The sequence below is a fragment of the Cryobacterium sp. M25 genome (genome assembly GCF_002929635.1).
GTDB lineage: Bacteria > Actinomycetota > Actinomycetes > Actinomycetales > Microbacteriaceae > Cryobacterium > Cryobacterium sandaracinum.
The window spans coordinates 68,509-85,436 of sequence record NZ_PJJU01000054.1; the positions used below are offsets into that span (position 1 = coordinate 68,509).

13 protein-coding genes are annotated in these 16,928 nt (G+C 67.2%); 4 read left to right on the forward strand and 9 right to left on the reverse strand.

Annotated features, from left to right (window positions below; translation table 11 throughout):
• Window positions 1-29: 29 nt before the first annotated feature.
• Together mraZ and CXY81_RS10455 are read right to left on the reverse strand one after the other, a co-directional pair.
• A complete protein-coding gene (gene mraZ, locus CXY81_RS10450) occupies window positions 30-461 on the reverse strand; it encodes a division/cell wall cluster transcriptional repressor MraZ (protein ID WP_104099528.1) in 432 nt (143 codons plus the stop codon).
• A 264-nt stretch (window positions 462-725) separates the two neighbouring features.
• Window positions 726-1,109 (reverse strand): DUF3040 domain-containing protein, encoded by a 384-nt coding sequence (locus CXY81_RS10455; RefSeq protein WP_104194799.1) that lies wholly within the window; start codon window positions 1,107-1,109, stop codon window positions 726-728.
• 72 nt (window positions 1,110-1,181) lie between these two features.
• Between CXY81_RS10455 and CXY81_RS10460 the strand changes: the two genes are divergently transcribed.
• Window positions 1,182-2,303 (forward strand): polyprenyl synthetase family protein, encoded by a 1,122-nt coding sequence (locus CXY81_RS10460; protein WP_104194800.1) that lies wholly within the window; start codon window positions 1,182-1,184, stop codon window positions 2,301-2,303.
• 13 nt (window positions 2,304-2,316) lie between these two features.
• On the opposite strand, the gene CXY81_RS10465 is transcribed toward CXY81_RS10460, so the two are convergent.
• Window positions 2,317-2,661 (reverse strand): Rv2175c family DNA-binding protein, encoded by a 345-nt coding sequence (locus CXY81_RS10465; protein ID WP_104194801.1) that lies wholly within the window; start codon window positions 2,659-2,661, stop codon window positions 2,317-2,319.
• Window positions 2,662-2,851: 190 nt separating this feature from the next.
• Here CXY81_RS10465 and CXY81_RS10470 point away from each other — a divergent pair, with 190 nt between their 5' ends.
• Together CXY81_RS10470 and pknB are read left to right on the forward strand one after the other, a co-directional pair.
• Window positions 2,852-4,135, forward strand: coding sequence for a LysM peptidoglycan-binding domain-containing protein (locus CXY81_RS10470; protein WP_233194128.1), 1,284 nt, complete (start codon window positions 2,852-2,854; stop codon window positions 4,133-4,135).
• Window positions 4,136-4,224: 89 nt separating this feature from the next.
• Complete coding sequence (gene pknB, locus CXY81_RS10475; protein ID WP_104194803.1) at window positions 4,225-6,174, forward strand: Stk1 family PASTA domain-containing Ser/Thr kinase; 1,950 nt, start codon at window positions 4,225-4,227, stop codon at window positions 6,172-6,174.
• A gap of 75 nt (window positions 6,175-6,249) precedes the next feature.
• On the opposite strand, the gene CXY81_RS10480 is transcribed toward pknB, so the two are convergent.
• The 3 genes from CXY81_RS10480 to CXY81_RS10490 form a co-directional block, all read right to left on the reverse strand.
• Complete coding sequence (locus tag CXY81_RS10480; protein WP_369828376.1) at window positions 6,250-7,620, reverse strand: class II 3-deoxy-7-phosphoheptulonate synthase; 1,371 nt, start codon at window positions 7,618-7,620, stop codon at window positions 6,250-6,252.
• 94 nt (window positions 7,621-7,714) lie between these two features.
• Window positions 7,715-8,404: a 1-acyl-sn-glycerol-3-phosphate acyltransferase gene (locus tag CXY81_RS10485; RefSeq protein WP_104099533.1), complete on the reverse strand. Its 690-nt coding sequence runs from the start codon at window positions 8,402-8,404 to the stop codon at window positions 7,715-7,717.
• Between the two features lie 27 nt (window positions 8,405-8,431).
• Window positions 8,432-9,379, reverse strand: coding sequence for an ROK family glucokinase (locus CXY81_RS10490; RefSeq protein WP_104194804.1), 948 nt, complete (start codon window positions 9,377-9,379; stop codon window positions 8,432-8,434).
• A 175-nt stretch (window positions 9,380-9,554) separates the two neighbouring features.
• On the opposite strand from CXY81_RS10490, the gene CXY81_RS10495 reads away from it, so the two are divergent.
• Window positions 9,555-11,387, forward strand: a complete 1,833-nt coding sequence (locus CXY81_RS10495) for a long-chain fatty acid--CoA ligase (RefSeq protein ID WP_104171277.1) — start codon at window positions 9,555-9,557, stop codon at window positions 11,385-11,387.
• Between the two features lie 251 nt (window positions 11,388-11,638).
• On the opposite strand, the gene def is transcribed toward CXY81_RS10495, so the two are convergent.
• From def to CXY81_RS10510, 3 genes are read right to left on the reverse strand one after another with little or no spacing between them, the layout of a single operon-like run.
• The gene (def, locus tag CXY81_RS10500; RefSeq protein WP_104171278.1) at window positions 11,639-12,130 is read right to left on the reverse strand and encodes a peptide deformylase; all 492 of its coding nucleotides are present in this window, start codon (window positions 12,128-12,130) and stop codon (window positions 11,639-11,641) included.
• A gap of 48 nt (window positions 12,131-12,178) precedes the next feature.
• Complete coding sequence (locus CXY81_RS10505; protein ID WP_233194129.1) at window positions 12,179-13,432, reverse strand: MinD/ParA family protein; 1,254 nt, start codon at window positions 13,430-13,432, stop codon at window positions 12,179-12,181.
• A gap of 36 nt (window positions 13,433-13,468) precedes the next feature.
• Entirely contained in the window at window positions 13,469-16,873 is a 3,405-nt protein-coding gene (locus CXY81_RS10510) for a pyruvate carboxylase (RefSeq protein WP_104194805.1), read from the reverse strand.
• Window positions 16,874-16,928 lie beyond the last annotated feature (55 nt).

Here is a 16,928-nt window from a genome sequence, read left to right on the forward strand (position 1 = left end):
CAGAACGGCTGGGAGTCAGGCGTCAGGAGCTAGATGAGTCCCGGAATCACCTCCTCCGTGATGTTGGCGAATGGTTCTTCCTGTTCGGAGAGGTACGCGTCCCAGGCGGCGGTGTCCCAGATCTCGACCCGGTTGCCGGCGCCGATCACGGTGAGGTCCCGGTCGAGCCCGGCCCAGGCGCGCAGGTTCGCGGGGATGGTCACCCGGTTCTGTTTGTCGGGCTGCTCTGCGCTCGCGCCGGAGAACATCATGCGACTGAAGGAGCGCCCGCTCTGGTCCGTGAGCGGCGCCTGGGAGATCTTCGCGTAGTACGCCTCGAACTCCCGGGTCGTGAACACGTAGAGGCAGTTCTCCTGGCCTCGGGTCATGACGATCCCGGGAGACAGCTCGTCCCGGAATTTTGCGGGAAGGATGATGCGGCCTTTTTCGTCGAGCTTGGGGGCGTACGTGCCAAAGAACATTCATCTCCCCCTCTCATCCGGTCACGGTCCAGATCTTGCTCCACTTTACTCCACTTTGATCCACTAAACAGAATAAACGCGCAAATATTGGAGACATTCTCCCTACTGATCTGCATGAACACGGGGAAAAGCAGAGTGGAGGGAAATCCAACGCCGGGATTCATTTCGCGCCGTTTTCGGGCACAAAAAAAGGGCCGATCGGATGATCGGCCCTGTCTGCGAGGTGCGGTGGAGCGGAAGTGCAGTCGAGCGGTGGTGAGGAGGTTACTGCTGGCCGTCCTGGCGACGATCCCAGCGTTCGTTCATGCGATCCATGAAACCGCGCTGAGACGACCGCTGCTGCTGGTTCGGACGGGAGCGCGGAGCGGCTGCGGACATCCGCCGGGCGGACTTGCTGGGCGTGGTCGCGAACAACACCCCGGCAAACATGATGATGAAGCCGAGGACGCCGAGCCAGAGCTGCTGGATGGCCACGCCGGCGATGAGAGCACCGATGCCGGCAACCGCGGCCAGAACCCCGATGGAAATCGAGCGGTAGTCGGGCCGGAGGCTGCTGCCACCGACGGTCGCCACGAAGTCGGCGTCATTGTGGTAAAGGCCGCGCTCCATCTCTTCGAGGAGTCGCTGCTCTTGTTCCGAAAGCGGCATCTCATTCCTCCTATTTAGGATCGCGCTGTGCCTCACCGAGTCTAACCCCGCCGTGATGGCTAGGCTAGGCAAGTGGCGCAAAGCAATCATCTGATCGATCTGGTTCATTCTCGCATCGACGAATTCCTCGAAACTCGTTTACCAATTGTGACAACCATCAGCCCCGATCTCACGCCGCTGGTGGAGTTCTCACGGCAGTTTCTCAGCGGTGGCAAACGCTTCCGGGCGCTGTTCTGCTACTGGGGCTGGCAGAGCGTCGGCACAGGCGGATCCACTGGTGCGAACAGGGATTCCGACCACGCCCTGACCGCGCTGGTGCCGGTCATCTCCGCGGCGGCGGCCCTGGAAATCTTCCATGCGGCAGCACTCGTCCACGACGACATCATCGATAATTCGGATACCCGGCGCGGCGCGGCCTCCGCCCACAAACTCTTCGAGGGCATGCACGGCCAAAGCGGATGGGCAGGCAGCCAGGTCGCGTTCGGCCGGGCCGCCGGAATCCTTCTCGGCGACCTCCTGCTGGGCTGGAGCGATGAGCTGCTCGACGAGGGGCTCGCGGCAGCCACCGACGCGTCGGTCGCGGTCCGGGCACGGATAGAATTCAACCGGATGCGCACCGAGGTCACCGTGGGCCAGTACCTCGACATCTTCGAAGAACGCGCCTGGTTCACCCAGCCCGAATCGGAACTCTTCGACCGGGCGCTGCGGGTCATCGTCTTCAAGTCGGCCAAGTACAGCGTGCAAGCGCCGCTCGTGATCGGCGCAGCCCTGGCCGGCGCCGGCCCGGACCACCTCGACGCCCTGCGTGCCTTCGGACTGCCGCTCGGCATCGCATTCCAACTTCGGGACGACCTGCTCGGGGTGTTCGGCGACGCCTCCGTCACCGGCAAACCGAGCGGCGACGACCTCCGCGAGGGCAAACGCACTGTACTGGTCGCTCTGGCGCGCGAGAACCTGACGGGCACGGCCCGCGAGAACCTGGACGCGCTCCTCGGCGACCCGCTGCTGACGGAAGCACAGATCGGGATGTTGCAGCGCGCCATCGTCGACAGCGGCGCCGTCGAGCGGATCGAGGCGCTCATCGACTCGAACGTCGCCGAGGCCCTCGCAGCTCTCAAGGGATCACCGATCAGCGGCGCGGTCACGACGCGGCTGATGGAGCTGGCCGAGACGGTGACCCGCCGAGCGTTCTAGGAGCGCGGAAAAGTCAGGCGAGCGCCTGGGCGACCCGGCGCACTTCGGCCTTACGGCCGGCAAGCAGTGCCTGGACCGGGGGAACGCCGAGGCTGCCGTCGACCTCAAGGAGCCAGCGCATCGCCTGCTCGTCACTGAAGCCGTCGTCGGAGAGCACGATCAGCGTGCCGCGCAGCTCGGGCAGCGGGGCGCCGTCCCTGATGAACGCGGCGGGAACCTGCAAGGGGCCGTTGTCACGGCGCATGGCGAGCAGCTGCTTGTCGTCGATCAGCTGACGCACGCGGCTCTGGCTGACGCCGAGCACCCGGACGAGGTCGGCGATGGACAGCCACTCTTGATCTGAGAACGATTCAGTCACTCATCAAGCCTCCCATGATTCGACGGGGCGGACAAACTCTCATGGCGCAAACGCGCGTGTTGATGCCCAGAATGGGGGCCAACCTGATTGACTGGGCAATACTGTGCCAGCACCGCTGTCGCACGCAATCGACGGGAGCGGAATGTCGGCACCAGCCAGCAGGAACAGTCCAGCCAGCAGCAGCAGCGACGTGAATTCTTCGACGCCCGGCGAGGGCCGCCACCGGCACGCCACCGAACGACGGGGTCTGGGCGTCCTGGTCACCGTCCCGCTCGTGCTGATCAGCACGATCGCGATCAGCCTGAACCTGGTGTCGCCGGCGGATGCCGCCACCATCGCGAAGAAGCCGCTCAAGAGCAAGAGCATCCTGCCGACCGCGGTGCCCGCCGACGCAGGTCGGCAGAGTATCGCCGCCGTCGCGGCGCCGACCCAGTACCAGGTCGTCGAAGGCGACACCGTGAGCAACGTGGCCGGACGATTCGGTCTCTCCACCGCATCCGTGCTCGCCCTCAACGGCCTTGGCTGGTCCGCGGTGATCTTCCCGGGCCAGATGCTGACCCTGGCCGGCCTGGCGCAGCCGTCCGCTCCGGCTCCGGCGCCCGTCGCCGCCGAGATCTCGCGGTACCTGATCCAGAGCGGGGACACGCTTTCCGGCGTTGCCGCCGCGCACGGGCTCTCCCTCGAGGCCCTGCTCCGCGTGAACGGGCTCGACGCGGGCAGCATCATCTTCCCCGGGCAGGCCGTCGTGCTGCCGCCGGGCGACGGTGCCGCACCGGTCTCGGCCGCGCCGGTCTCGGCCGCGCCGGCCGCAGCCGTCGCCCCGCTGAATGCTTCCGGCACGCACACGATCGCCGCCGGCGAGACCATCGGAGCCCTCGCGGCCGCGGCGGGCGTCTCGGTGCAATCCGTGCTCGACGCCAACGGCCTCGGCTGGTCCAGCATCATCTACCCCGGCCAGGTCCTGTCGATCCCGTCCGGCTCCGTTCCCGCGGCGCCGGCGATGGAATCGGCGATCCTCATCGAGGAGGCCGCCCCTGCGCCGTCTGCAGCGCCCGGCGAGGTCACGCCGCTCAGCGAGGACATGCGCCGGCACGCCGAAATCATTATCGCGAGCGGTCGCCGCGCGGGTGCCGGCGACTCCGCAATCGTGATCGCCCTGGCCGCCGCGGCCCAGGAATCCGGGCTGCGCAACGTGCAGTACGGCGACCGCGACTCCCTCGGCCTCTTCCAGCAACGCCCCAGTTTCGGCTGGGGAACCCCCGAGCAGGTGCTCGACCCGGAGCGGGCCAGCCTCGCCTTCTTCGGCGGCCCCGTGAACCCCAACCCCGGCATCACGCGCGGACTGCTCGACATCCCCGGCTGGGAGTCGATGACCGTGACCGAGGCCGCGCAGACCGTGCAGATCTCGGCTCACCCGAACCACTACGCGAAGTGGGAAACATCGGCCCGGGCCTGGCTGGCCGATCTCGGCTGACCTGCAGCTCGCATCCGCTCAGGCTTGAAAACCCTGACTTGCGAGTGTTCCGGCACAAGGAACGGCTTCGCAATCCCTAGACTCGACTAGTGAGCGATACCCCTGCCGATCCCATGGTCGGCCGTCTGATAGACGGCCGCTATCAGGTGCGCTCCCGGATCGCCCGCGGTGGCATGGCCACCGTGTACCTCGCGACCGACCTGCGCCTCGAACGCCGGGTCGCCATCAAGATCATGCACGGGCACCTCGCCGACGACAACACGTTCAAGGCCCGGTTCGTGCAGGAGGCCCGCTCGGCCGCCCGGCTCGCGCACCCGAACGTGGTCAACGTCTACGACCAGGGCCAGGATGCCGATATGGCCTATCTGGTCATGGAATACCTGCCCGGCATCACTCTGCGCGACCTGCTCAAGGACTACGGCCGGCTCACCAGTGAGCAGACGATGGACATCCTCGAGGCGGTGCTCTCGGGCCTCGCCGCCGCGCACAAAGCGGGAATCGTGCATCGCGATCTCAAGCCGGAGAACGTTCTCCTGGCCGACGACGGCCGCATCAAGATCGGCGACTTCGGACTCGCCCGGGCCGTCAACAACAACACGGCCACCGGGCAGGCCCTGCTCGGCACGATCGCCTACCTCTCCCCCGAACTCGTCACGCGGGGCATCGCGGATGCCCGCAGCGACATCTACGCGCTCGGCATCATGACCTACGAGATGCTTACCGGCGAGCAGCCCTATGTCGGCGAAGCGCCCATGCAGATCGCCTACCAGCACGCGAACGACACCGTGCCCATGCCAAGCGCGCGGATACCCGCGATTCCGCACGAGCTCGACGAACTGGTGCTCTGGGCCACCGCCCGCGACCCGGAGCAGCGCCCCCGGGACGCACGTGTCATGCTCGATCAGCTGCTCGACCTCGACAAGCTCGTGCGCCCGGCTCCCCCGGCGACCGGACAATCCGCGACCATGGTGCTGCCCGGCGGCGTGACCGCAGCGGTGGCCGACGCGGACACCCAGATCCTCGGCGGTGCCCCGCTCGCCCCGGCGGTGGCCGGCGTGGCCACGGCGGCTTCTGCCTCGGCACCCGCCACCACCATTCTCCTGGCCGACAAGGCCCGCACACGCAAGTTCCGCGGCTTCTGGCTCTTCGCGCTGGTGCTCATGCTGGCAGCCCTTGCCGGCGGAACCGGCTGGTTCTTCGGCAACGGCCCCGGCTCGGAGGTCCCGATTCCCGCCCTCGTCTCGGTGTCCCCCGACGACGCGACCGCCCAGCTCACCGGGCTCGGGCTGGAGGCGGCGCTCGGCACCGAGTTCAGCGGCACCATCCCCGCCGGCCTCGTCTCCAGCACCAACCCGGATTCAGGCACCCGCGTGGCGAAGGGCAGCACGGTGACGCTGCGTGTATCCCAGGGCCCGCAGCCGATCGTTCTGCCCGTGCTGGCGGGATTGACGGCCGATGCTGCGACCTCCGCCGTCACGGAGCTGAAGGCAGGCATCGGGGCGACCGATTCCCTCTTCGACGACACGGTGGAATCGGGCCTGGTCATCTCCGCGAGCCGCGAAACCGACGCCGGGGACGTCTCCCAGGGTGGGGACTACTTCGTGGGCATGAACGTCAATCTGGTTCTCTCGCTCGGCCCCGTACCGGACGTGTCCGGCGAATCCGTCAAGGACGCCACCGCGATCCTGGCGGAGAAGGGGCTGCTCGTCACCCCCGGCGACGAGGTCTACAGTGAGTCGATCGCCGAGGGAGACGTCGTGAGCGCGGCCCCCGTGAACGAGGGTTCCGTGCGCACCGGCGACACCTATGCTCTCACCACCTCCCTCGGCCCGGCACCCGTCACGGTGCCCAACATCGTCGGCCTCCCGTGGAACGAGGGCAAGCAGGTGCTCACCGACCTGGGATTCAAGCTGAGCTACAATCTCGGCGCGGATGCCATCGCACCGCTCCTGAGCGTCGCATCGACGAATCCCGAAGCCGGCGCCGACGCGCCCAAGAACAGCACCATCACCCTCAAGCCGACGAACCCATTCGGCTAGACAGCCGTCACGGCCGGGCCGGCCGTACCCGGCGGTTCCCATGCCGGAGCGGGCACCCGGGGCCGCGGGGACGGGTTAGCGAGCGGCAAGCTCCTCGGCAACCAGGAAGGCGAGCTCGAGCGACTGCATGTGATTCAGGCGCGGGTCGCAGAGCGACTCGTAGCGGGTCGCCAGCGCGGCCTCGTCGATGTGCTCGGAACCACCCAGGCACTCCGTGACGTCGTCGCCGGTAAGTTCGACGTGAACGCCGCCCGGGTGTGTGCCGACGCTGCGGTGCGCCTCGAAGAAGCCGCGCACCTCGTCGACGACGTCGTCGAAACGACGGGTCTTGTACCCGGTGGGCGTGGTCACACCGTTGCCGTGCATCGGGTCGGTGACCCAGAGCGGCTTGGCCTCACTGGCCTTGATCGCCTCCAGCAGCGGCGGCAGGGCGCTGCGCACCTTGCCCGCACCCATCCGGGTGATGAACGTGAGACGACCGGGTTCGCGGTTCGGGTCGAGCTTGTCGACCAGGCGCAGCATGTCGTCGGTTGACGTGCTCGGGCCAAGCTTGACCCCGATCGGGTTGCGCACCCGGGAGAGGAAGTCGACGTGCGCACCATCAAGGTCACGGGTGCGCTCCCCGATCCAGATGAAGTGCGCGGACGTGTTGTACGGCGTGCCCGTGCGGGAATCGATCCGGGTCATCGGACGCTCGTAGTCCATCAGCAGACCCTCGTGGCTGGTGTAGAACTCCGTCCGACGCATGGCTTCAAAGTCGGCGCCGCACGCGATCATGAACTTGATCGCGCGGTCGATCTCCTTGGCCACCTTCTCGTAGCGCTGGTTGGCCGGGTTGGCGGCGAAGCCCTGGTTCCAGCTGTGCACCTGGCGCAGGTCGGCGAAACCGCCCTGCGTGAAGGCACGGATCAGGTTGAGGGTGGAGGCGGCGGTGTGGTAGCCCTTGACCAGGCGGGCCGGGTCGGCCTCGCGCGATTCGGGTGTGAAATCGTAGCCATTGACGATATCGCCGCGGTAAGCCGGCAGGGTGACGCCACCCCGGGTCTCGAAATCGCTGGAGCGTGGCTTGGCGAACTGGCCGGCCATCCGGCCCATCTTGATCACGGGCATCGACGCGCCGTACGTCAACACGACGGCCATCTGCAGCACGGTCTTGACCCGGTTGCGGATCTGCTCCGCGGTGGCGCCGCTGAAGGTCTCGGCGCAGTCCCCGCCCTGCAGCAGGAAGGCATGGCCGCTGGCGGCCTCGGCGAGCCGGTTCCGTAGAATGTCGACCTCGCCGGCGAAGACGAGCGGCGGCTGCGTGGACAGTTCGGCAGATGCCGCGGCAACCGCATCCGCGTCGGGCCAGGTCGGCTGCTGCTTGATCGGGAGGGTGCGCCAATAGTCCAGGCCGGCAACCACAGATCGATCTGCGAGCACGACTGGTTCGGTGGGGTCTACCACGGGACTATTCCTTTTTTGTCTGGTCCGGCAAGAATAATATTGCGGGCCGGGCTATCGGGTCGGGGTCTGTCGGCCCCTGGGCAACCGTCTGATTCTATCGGGTCAGGCTGGCCCGCTTTTCTTTCACGCTGGTCGCGTAGACGTCCACATACTCCTGCCGGCTGAGGGCCTGCAGCTCGTACATCAGCTCGTCGGTCACGGACCGGAGCACAAACCGGTCGCCCTCCATGCCGTCGAAGCGGCTGAAGTCGAGGGGTTCGCCGATCACGATGCCGATCCGGCGCACCTTCGGGATGCGGGTGCCCGTCGGCATGGCCTTCTCAGTGTCGATCATGGCCACGGGGATGACCGGGACCTCGGCCTCGAGCACCATCCGCGCCACGCCGGTGCGGCCCCGGTACATCTTCGCGTCGGGACTGCGGGTGCCCTCAGGGTAGATGCCGAGCACGCCGCCGGCACCCAGGACGCGCAGGCCGGTGTTGAGGGAATCCTCGGATGCCTTGCCACCCGACCGGTCGATCGGCAGCTGGCCGGTGGCCTTGAAGAACTGGCGTGTCGCCCAGCCCTTGAGCCCCTTGCCCGTGAAGTACTCGCTCTTGGCGAGGAAGACGACGCGACGCGGCACGACCAGCGGCAGGAACACCGAGTCGATGAAGGACAGGTGATTGCTCGCCAGGATCACACCGCCCTCCTTGGGGATGTTTTCGAGCCCGACCACCCAGGGCCGGAAGATAGCCAGCAGCAGAGGGCCGATGACAATGTTTTTCATGAGCCAGTAGAACATCGTTGCTCCCTCGGTAACGCGGAAATCCTACTGCGCGAAAACGTGTTTCCGCGCCAGGTCGGCCGCACCGACGACACCGGCGTCGTTGACGAGCTGCGCGATGGCGAATTCGGCCTCCGGGTGGAAGCCCCTGGCCGGCAGATTTTCGAGGTACGCGGCGCGGATGGGCTCGAGCAGCAGTTCACCGGCAGCGGCGACGCCCCCGCCGAAGACGAAGATCTGCGGGTCAAGTACGGCCGCCAGACTTGCGCAGGCCTGCCCGAGCGAGCCGCCCAACTGCCTCAGGGCGGCCAGGGCGCCGTTGTCACCGTCCTGGATCAGCCGGCCGACCTCTTTGCCGGTCAGCTTGCCCTTGCGCTCACGGGCGGTCGCGAGGCCGAGGCCGATTCCGCCGGCATCCGCCAGCTCGGTGGCAATTCGAAGCAGGGCGCGACCCGAACCGTACTGTTCGATGCAGCCGTGGGCGCCGCAGCCGCAGAGGCGACCGCCGGGCACCACGCGCAGATGCCCGAGCTCGGCGGCACAGCCGAAGCCACCGCGGAAGAGACGGTTGTCGGCGACGATAGCTCCGCCCACGCCGGTGCCGATGGTGAGGGTGACCATGTCGGTGTAGCCCCGGCCGGCGCCGAAGGTGAATTCCGCCCAGCCCGCGGCGTTCGCGTCGTTCTCGATCAGGATGGGCAGGTCGAGCCGCGCCTCGAGAGTGGCCCGAAGCGGCTCGTGGCGCCAGTTGACGTTGGGCCCGTAGTAAACGGTGGACTGGGCGGCGTCGATGAAGCCGGCCGCGGCGATCCCGGCGGCGACGACCTCCTCGCCCTCCGAGAGCTCCGTGATCATGTCGACGACGGCGTCTTCGATCCCGCGAGGATCGCTCGCGGTGGTCGGGCGTCGATCCGAGCGGATGATCGTTCCGGATTCGTCGACCAGGGCCGCGGCGATTTTGGTGCCGCCGATGTCGATACCAATGGCGTGCACAGCGGACTTCTTTCGTCGATGGATAAAGTGGGGCGCTCTGCGAGGCGAGACAACGAAGCCGGTGCGTCCCCCTAGAGTGTAGTGAACCAAGACACGGCCAGGCGAAACGGCTGCTTCCACGAAGTGACGTGGATAGAGTGGGGCAAATCGCCCGCCCGGTACCAGAGGAGTTACCGTGAAACAGTACGATCTGCCCGCCATCGTTCCCGCAGACCCACAAGCCAATGTCACCGATCTCCTGGTCGAACGCCTCAAGGGGACGCCCGACTCCGTGTTGTTCTCACTGCCGAGAAACGGAGCCTGGTCCCCCGTCACCACCACGGAGTTTCATGCCCAGGTCGTCGCGCTGGCCAAGGGGCTCGTCACGGCAGGAATCCAGCCCGGAGACAAAATCGGCTTGATGTGCAAGACCCGGTATGAGTGGACGCTGATCGACTTCGCCACCTGGTTCGCCGGTGCCGTGCTGGTCCCCGTTTACGAGACCAGCTCCCCCATCCAGATCCAGTGGATCCTGGGCGACTCCGACGCCGCGGCGGTGATCGTCGAGACCGCCGAGCACTTTTCCCGCTTCGACGAGGTGCACCCCGAGCTCGGCAGCGTGCAGAAGGTCTGGCAGATCGACCTCGGTGACCTCGACAAGCTCGCGGCCTCCGGGGTCGACGTGCCGGATGCCGAAATCGAGCGGCGTCGCTCGCTGGCCGTGGGTTCGGACATCGCCACCCTGATCTACACCTCGGGTTCCACCGGCCGTCCCAAGGGCTGCGTGCTCACCCACTCCAACTTCGTCGAGACGTCGCGCAACTCGGCGGTGGCGCTGAAAGAGGTGCTCACCGACGCGAACGGCGCTTCCACGCTGCTGTTCATCACCACCGCGCACGTTTTCGCCCGGTTCATCTCGGTTCTCTGCGTGCACGCCGGTGTGCGCGTCGGTCACCAGCCCGATACCCGGAAGCTGCTCGAATCGCTCGGCACCTTCAAGCCCACTTTCCTGCTCGCAGTGCCGCGGGTGTTCGAGAAGGTCTACAACTCCGCCGAGCAGAAGGCGCTGACCGCCGGCCGAGGCAAGATCTTCGAGACGGCCGCCCAGGTTGCCGTCGACCACTCGATGCTGGTCGATCAGGGCAAGAGCGTTCCGCTGATGCTCAAGCTCAAGTTCACGCTCTTCGACCGTCTGGTCTACAGCAAGCTGCGCGCGGCCATGGGTGGCAACGTGAAGTACGCCGTCTCCGGTTCGGCTCCACTCGGCATGCACCTGGGTCACTTCTACCACAGCCTCGGCATCAAGATCCTGGAGGGCTACGGCCTCACCGAGACAACCGCGCCGACCACTGTGGGTCTGGCCACCAAGTTCAAGATCGGCACCGTAGGCCCACCGCTTCCCGGCGTCTCGGTGCGCGTCCTGGACGACGGCGAAATCGAGGTCAAAGGCGTCAACGTCTTCACGGAGTACTGGAAGAATCCCGTGGCCACCGCGGCCACCTTCCACGACGGATGGCTCCGCACCGGTGACATCGGCGCCATGGACAGCGACGGCTTCCTCACCATCACCGGGCGCAAGAAGGAGATCATCGTCACGGCCGGCGGCAAGAACGTCGCCCCGGCGGCGCTGGAAGACCCGATCCGGTCCAACCCGCTGATCGGCCAGGTGGTCGTCGTCGGCGATCGCAAGCCGTTCATCGCCGCCCTGGTCACGCTCGACCCCGACATGCTCGCGGTCTGGTTGAACAACAACGGCGAGGACGCGGGAATGACGCTGGCCGAGGCATCCGTCAACGCGAAGGTTCTCGCCGAGGTGCAGCGCGCCATCGACCACGCCAACGACCACGTGTCACGGGCGGAGTCGATCCGCAAGTTCACGGTGCTGACGACCGAACTGACCGAAGCCGCCGGGTACCTGACCCCGAAGCTGAGCATCAAACGGGACATCATCCTGCGGGACTACGCCGATCAGATCGAGGCGATGTACCTGGGCGCCCCGGTGACCGGGACGAACCCGGTCAGCAGCTAGCACTCCCCGCGACGACCGAAACAGGTCCCGTCGTCACAGTGGCGACGGGACCTGTTTCGCGTCGTCCGGCCGCCTGGGTCGGAACCAGTAGATAAGGGAGCCCCAGCGCCGTGCCCGGCGTCGAACCAATTCGACGGAGAATCTGCCATAGAACTGCCGTTTCTGCACGTTTGGGGGCGTTTCCGGCAAAATCTCCGTCGAATTCCTGTGGGGCGGAGGCCCTTTAGGGCCTCGGACCCGAACGACTGGGGTCAGAACCAGCTCGACTCGCGGACCTCTTTCATGGCGGCCCGCCGGTTCTCCTTGTCGAGGCGGTCCAGGTAGAGCAAACCGTCGAGGTGGTCGGTCTCGTGCTGCAGGGCCTGGGCCATGATCCCGGATCCGGAGAGTTCGACCGCCGTGCCGTCGAGGTCGATGCCGGTCACCCGGGCGAACGGGTACCGCTTCGTGGGATACCAGAGGCCCGGCACCGACAGGCAGCCCTCGTCGACGAGCTCGGGCTCCCCCGAGACCTCCACGAGGACCGGGTTGAGGATGTACCCGATCTCGCCATCGACGTTAAAACTGAATGCGCGCAGATTCACGCCGATCTGGGAGGCCGCGACGCCGGCCCGGCCGGGCAGTCGCACGCTGTCGACCAGGTCCTCGATCAGGCTCCGCACCCGGGTGTCGATCGTGCCGATCGGGTCGGAGACGGTTTTGAGGACGGGATCTCCGAAGAGACGGATCTGGCGCTCGGGCAAAGGTGACTCCAAGTCATGGATGCGGGGGTACGGGGGTACCGGATCGGTTTAGACGCCGCGGTCGGCCGGCAGACCCTCCACGACGACGGCCGCGAGGGTGCGGGCCGCGAGCCGGGTGATGGGCTTCAGATCGTCGAAGGAGATGATGCTGCCCGCGGCGAGCTGCGGGTCCCAGGGGATGCGCACGATCTCCCGCACCCGAGAGCGGAAATGCGATTCGATCTCTTCCAGCTTCACCAGATTCGTGCCCTGTGTCGCCGTGTTGAGCGCGACGACCGCGTTGCGAACCAGGTCGCCGTAGCCGTTGGCTTCCAACCAGGTCAACGTTTCGGACGCCAGCCGGGCCTCGTCGATGCTGCCCCCGGAGACGATGACGATCGAGTCGGCCCGCTGCAGCGTGGCACGCATGACGGAGTGCACGATTCCGGTGCCGCAGTCCGTGAGCATGATCGAGTAGTACCGCGCCGCCAGGTCGGCGACGACGTTGTAGTCGTTCTCGTCGAAGGCCTCGGAGAGGAGCGGGTCGGTGTCGGATGCGAGGATGTCGAGCCGGGTCGCGTCGCGGGAGACCAGCGACGAGAAATCGGTATAGCCGCCGATCGACGCGGCCTTCGTGACCAGGTCGCGCACGGTGGACCGGGTCTGTTTCGTGACCCGCTCGGAGAGGGTGCCCCGGTCGGGGTTCGCGTCGACGGCGATGATGCGGTCTTCGCGGGCATCGGCCAGCGCCATGCCGATCAGTGCGGTGACGGTCGTCTTGCCGACCCCGCCCTTGCGGGTGAGGATCGGAACGAAGCGGGTGCCGCCCTCGAAATCCTTGCGGATGCGCTCGTCGAGTTGTTTGGAGGCGCGCACCGTGGCCGAGTCGCCGAGGTTCACCAGATGCAGGGTCGCCGAGTAGACGAAACTGTTCCAGGCTCCGCGGGGCGGCGGTTTGGTGCGACGGTTGACGGCCAGCAGCCGATCGGGCGTGAGCATGGCGGCGGTCTCGGGCGCCGATCCGCCGGCGGGGCGCAGACTCTCCCGGCGGGTGTGCGGAACGGCGTCGCTCACGGCCGGACCGGAGAGGGCGCGGACCGCCCCCGCGACGGCTGCGGACAACCGATCGGCGCGCGCCACGGCCGGGGTGCTGACCTCGATCGTGTGCGTAGCCGGGCGTTTCAGGTTCTCCGGCAGGGCCGCCGCCAGGTTCACGATCGTGTGCGGCGGTAGTTCGCTATGGTACTCGTCTCCCGGCTCGGCGAGAGGCTCGATGGAGGCGTCCGGACCGGACGCCTCGGCGCCTGTGCGCTTATCTGACAAAAAGATCAGTCCCTTCGTCGATAGATCGCACCAAGCCTAGCGTGGACGCACCACCACCAGCAGATCGCCCGCGTCGACCTGCTGGGTTCGCGGCACGGCCACCCGTTCGATGTTTCCCGCGATGGGCGAGGTGATCGCGGCCTCCATTTTCATGGCCTCGATCGAGGCGACGGCCTGCCCGGCCTCGACGGTGTCGCCCTCCTCGACCTGGAGGGTGACCACCCCGGAGAACGGCGCGGCGATCTGGCCCGGCCGGTTGGCATCCGCTTTTTCGGCGACCTTGATGCTGACCGTGATGTTGCGGTCCCGCACGAACACGGGTCGGAGCTGTCCGTTCAGCGTGGTCATGACGGTGCGCATACCCTTGTCATCGGCCTCGCCGATGGCCTCGAGCCCGACGTAGAGGCGCACGCCCTTGTCGATCTCGACCGCGTGCTCAATGCCCTGCTGAAGACCGTTGAGGTAGTCCACCGTGTCGAGCACGGACAGGTCACCGAAGAGTTCCCGGATCTGCTCGAATTGGCGCGTGGGCGCCGGGAAGAGCAGCTGGTTCAGCATCGCCCGGCAGGTGAGGCCGTCGCTGCCCAAGGCCGCGCGTTCCTCCTGGGTGAGCTCGGTGATTCCGACGCGGACGTTGCGCCCGGCGAGAACCTTGCTGCGGAAGGGCTCGGGCCAGCCGCCGGGCAGGTCGCCCAGCTCCCCCGCCATGAAGCCGATCACGGAGTCGGGCACGTCGTAATTGCCCGGGTTCTCAGCGAAGTCGGCCGGGTCGGCACGCACGGCGGCGAGGTAGAGGGCGAGGTCGCCGACCACCTTGGAGGACGGCGTCACCTTCGGCACCCGGCCGAGGATGTCGTTGGCCGCGGCGTACATGTCCTCGATCAGTTCGAAGTCGTCGGCGAGGCCGAGCGCGACCGCTTGCGTACGCAGGTTGGACAGCTGGCCGCCGGGGATCTCGTGCTTGTAGACGCGGCCGGTGGGCGCGCGCAGACCGGATTCGAAGGGATGGTAGACCCGGCGTACATCTTCCCAGTACGGCTCGAGGTCGCAGACGGCCTGTAAGGATATGCCGGTGTCGCGTTCGGTGTGGACGAGCGCGGCAACGAGGGACGACGCCGACGGCTGGCTGGTGGTGCCGGCCATCGGGGCGCTGGCCACGTCGACCGCGTCGGCGCCGGCGCGGCTGGCCGCGAGCAGCGTGGCGAGCTGGCCGCCCGGAGTGTCGTGCGTGTGCACGTGCACCGGGAGGTCGAAGCGTGACCGCAGGGCGGTGACGAGCTTCTCGGCCGCGGCGGGGCGCAGCAGGCCGGCCATGTCCTTGATCGCGAGGATGTGCGCGCCGGACTCCACGATCTGCTCCGCGAGCCGGAGGTAGTAGTCCAGGGTGTAAAGCGTCTCGGCCGGGTCGAGCAAATCGCCCGTGTAGCAGAGCGCGACCTCGGCAATGGAGGAGCCCGTCGCCAGCACGGCGTCGATGGCCGGGCGCATCTGCGAGACGTCGTTGAGGGCGTCGAAGATGCGGAAGATGTCGACGCCTGTCTTGGCGGCCTCGCGCACGAACGCATCGGTCACCTCGGTCGGGTACGGAGTGTAGCCGACCGTGTTGCGGCCGCGAAGCAGCATCTGCACGTTGATGTTCGGCAGGGCCTCTCGCAGCGACGCCAGTCGTTCCCAGGGGTCTTCGCCGAGGAAGCGCAGCGCCACGTCATAGGTGGCGCCGCCCCAGGCCTCGATCGACAGCAACTCCGGGGTCATCCGGGCCACATACGGGGCCACGGCGACGAGGTCGCGGGTGCGCACCCGGGTTGCCAACAGTGATTGGTGGGCGTCGCGGAAAGTGGTGTCCGTCACGGCCAGGGCGGTCTGGGCTCGCAGGTCCGCGGCGAAGCCGGCCGGGCCGAGCAGCTGGAGCCGTTGGCGGGAGCCGGCCGGAGCCGGTTCGGACAGATCGAGCTTCGGCAGCTTCTCGGCCGGGTTCAGCAGGGTCAGCGGCACCCCGTTGGGCTTGTTGACGGTCACGTCGGCGAGCCAATTCAAGATCTTCGTGCCGCGGTCCTTGGAGGCGCGGCCGCGCAGCAGCTCCGGGCGCTCGTCGATGAAGGAGGTGCTCAGGTTGCCGGACGCGAAGTCCGGGTCGTCGAGCACGGCCTGTAGGAACGAGATGTTCGTGGACACGCCACGGATACGGAACTCGGCCAGGGCGCGCTTGGATCGGGTCACGGCGGACGGGAAGTCCCGGCCCCGGCAGGTGAGCTTGGCGAGCATCGAGTCGAAGTGCGGGCTGATCTGGGCACCGGGGTTGATTGTGCCGCCGTCGAGCCGGATGCCGGCGCCGCCGGGCGAGCGGTAGGTGGTGATCTTGCCCGTGTCCGGGCGGAATCCCATGGTCGGGTCCTCGGTGGTGATGCGGCACTGCAGGGCCGCCCCGCGCAACACGATCTTGTCCTGCGTGAGTTCGAGCTCACGGAGCGTCTGGCCCGCGGCGATGCGGATCTGGGACTGCACGAGGTCGACATCCGTCACCTCTTCGGTCACGGTGTGCTCGACCTGGATGCGCGGATTCATCTCGATGAACACGTGCTGGCCGGCGCGTTCGCCGACCGTGTCGAGCAGGAACTCGACCGTGCCCGCGTTCACGTAGCCGATCGAGCGGGCGAAGGCGACCGCATCGGCGTACAGACGCTGGCGGATCTCGTCGGAGAGGTTCGGCGCCGGAGCGATCTCGATGACTTTCTGATGGCGGCGCTGCACGGAGCAGTCGCGTTCGAACAGGTGCACGGTCTCGCCGGACGCATCGGCCAGGATCTGGACCTCGATGTGACGAGGCCGCAGTACGGCCTGCTCGAGGAACATGGTCGGGTCGCCGAACGCGCTGTTGGCCTCGCGCATGGCTTCCTCAAGGGAGCCGCGGAGATCGCTCAGCTGAGCCACCCGGCGCATGCCGCGGCCGCCGCCGCCGGCGACGGCCTTGGCGAAGATCGGGAACCCGATATCGTCGGCCGCGGCGAGCAGCTCGTCGACGTCGCGTGAGGGCGCGCTGGACCCCAGCACCGGAACGCCCGCCGCGATGGCGTGCTCCTTCGCGGTAACCTTGTTGCCGGCCATCTCGAGCACGTGCTCGCCCGGGCCGATGAAGGTGATGCCGGCCTGGCGGGCCGCGAGGGCCAGCTCGGGGTTCTCCGAAAGGAAGCCGTAACCGGGGTAGATGGCGTCGGCGCCGCTCTCCCTGGCCACCCGGATGATCTCGCTCACCGTGAGATAGGCGCGCACCGGGTGTCCCGGTTCGCCGATCTGGTACGCCTCGTCGGCCTTCAGGCGGTGCAGCGAATTGCGGTCCTCGAAGGGGAACACCGCCACGGTTTTGGCACCCAGCTCATAAGCCGCCCGAAAAGCCCGGATCGCGATTTCCCCGCGGTTGGCAACAAGAATTTTCGTAAACATGCAGACCTTTCAAGCGTGACGTCGCGCACAGCTGACGGTTAGGTTCTCCAAGACT

What these genes read in the sequence shown, in the direction of transcription:
- mraZ (WP_104099528.1), bottom strand. Translation starts at nt 461, where the DNA reads ATGTTCTTTGGCACGTACGCCCCCAAGCTCGACGAAAAAGGCCGCATC.
- CXY81_RS10455 (WP_104194799.1), bottom strand. Translation starts at nt 1,109, where the DNA reads ATGCCGCTTTCGGAACAAGAGCAGCGACTCCTCGAAGAGATGGAGCGC.
- CXY81_RS10485 (WP_104099533.1), bottom strand. Translation starts at nt 8,404, where the DNA reads ATGTTCTACTGGCTCATGAAAAACATTGTCATCGGCCCTCTGCTGCTG.
- CXY81_RS10510 (WP_104194805.1), bottom strand. Translation starts at nt 16,873, where the DNA reads ATGTTTACGAAAATTCTTGTTGCCAACCGCGGGGAAATCGCGATCCGG.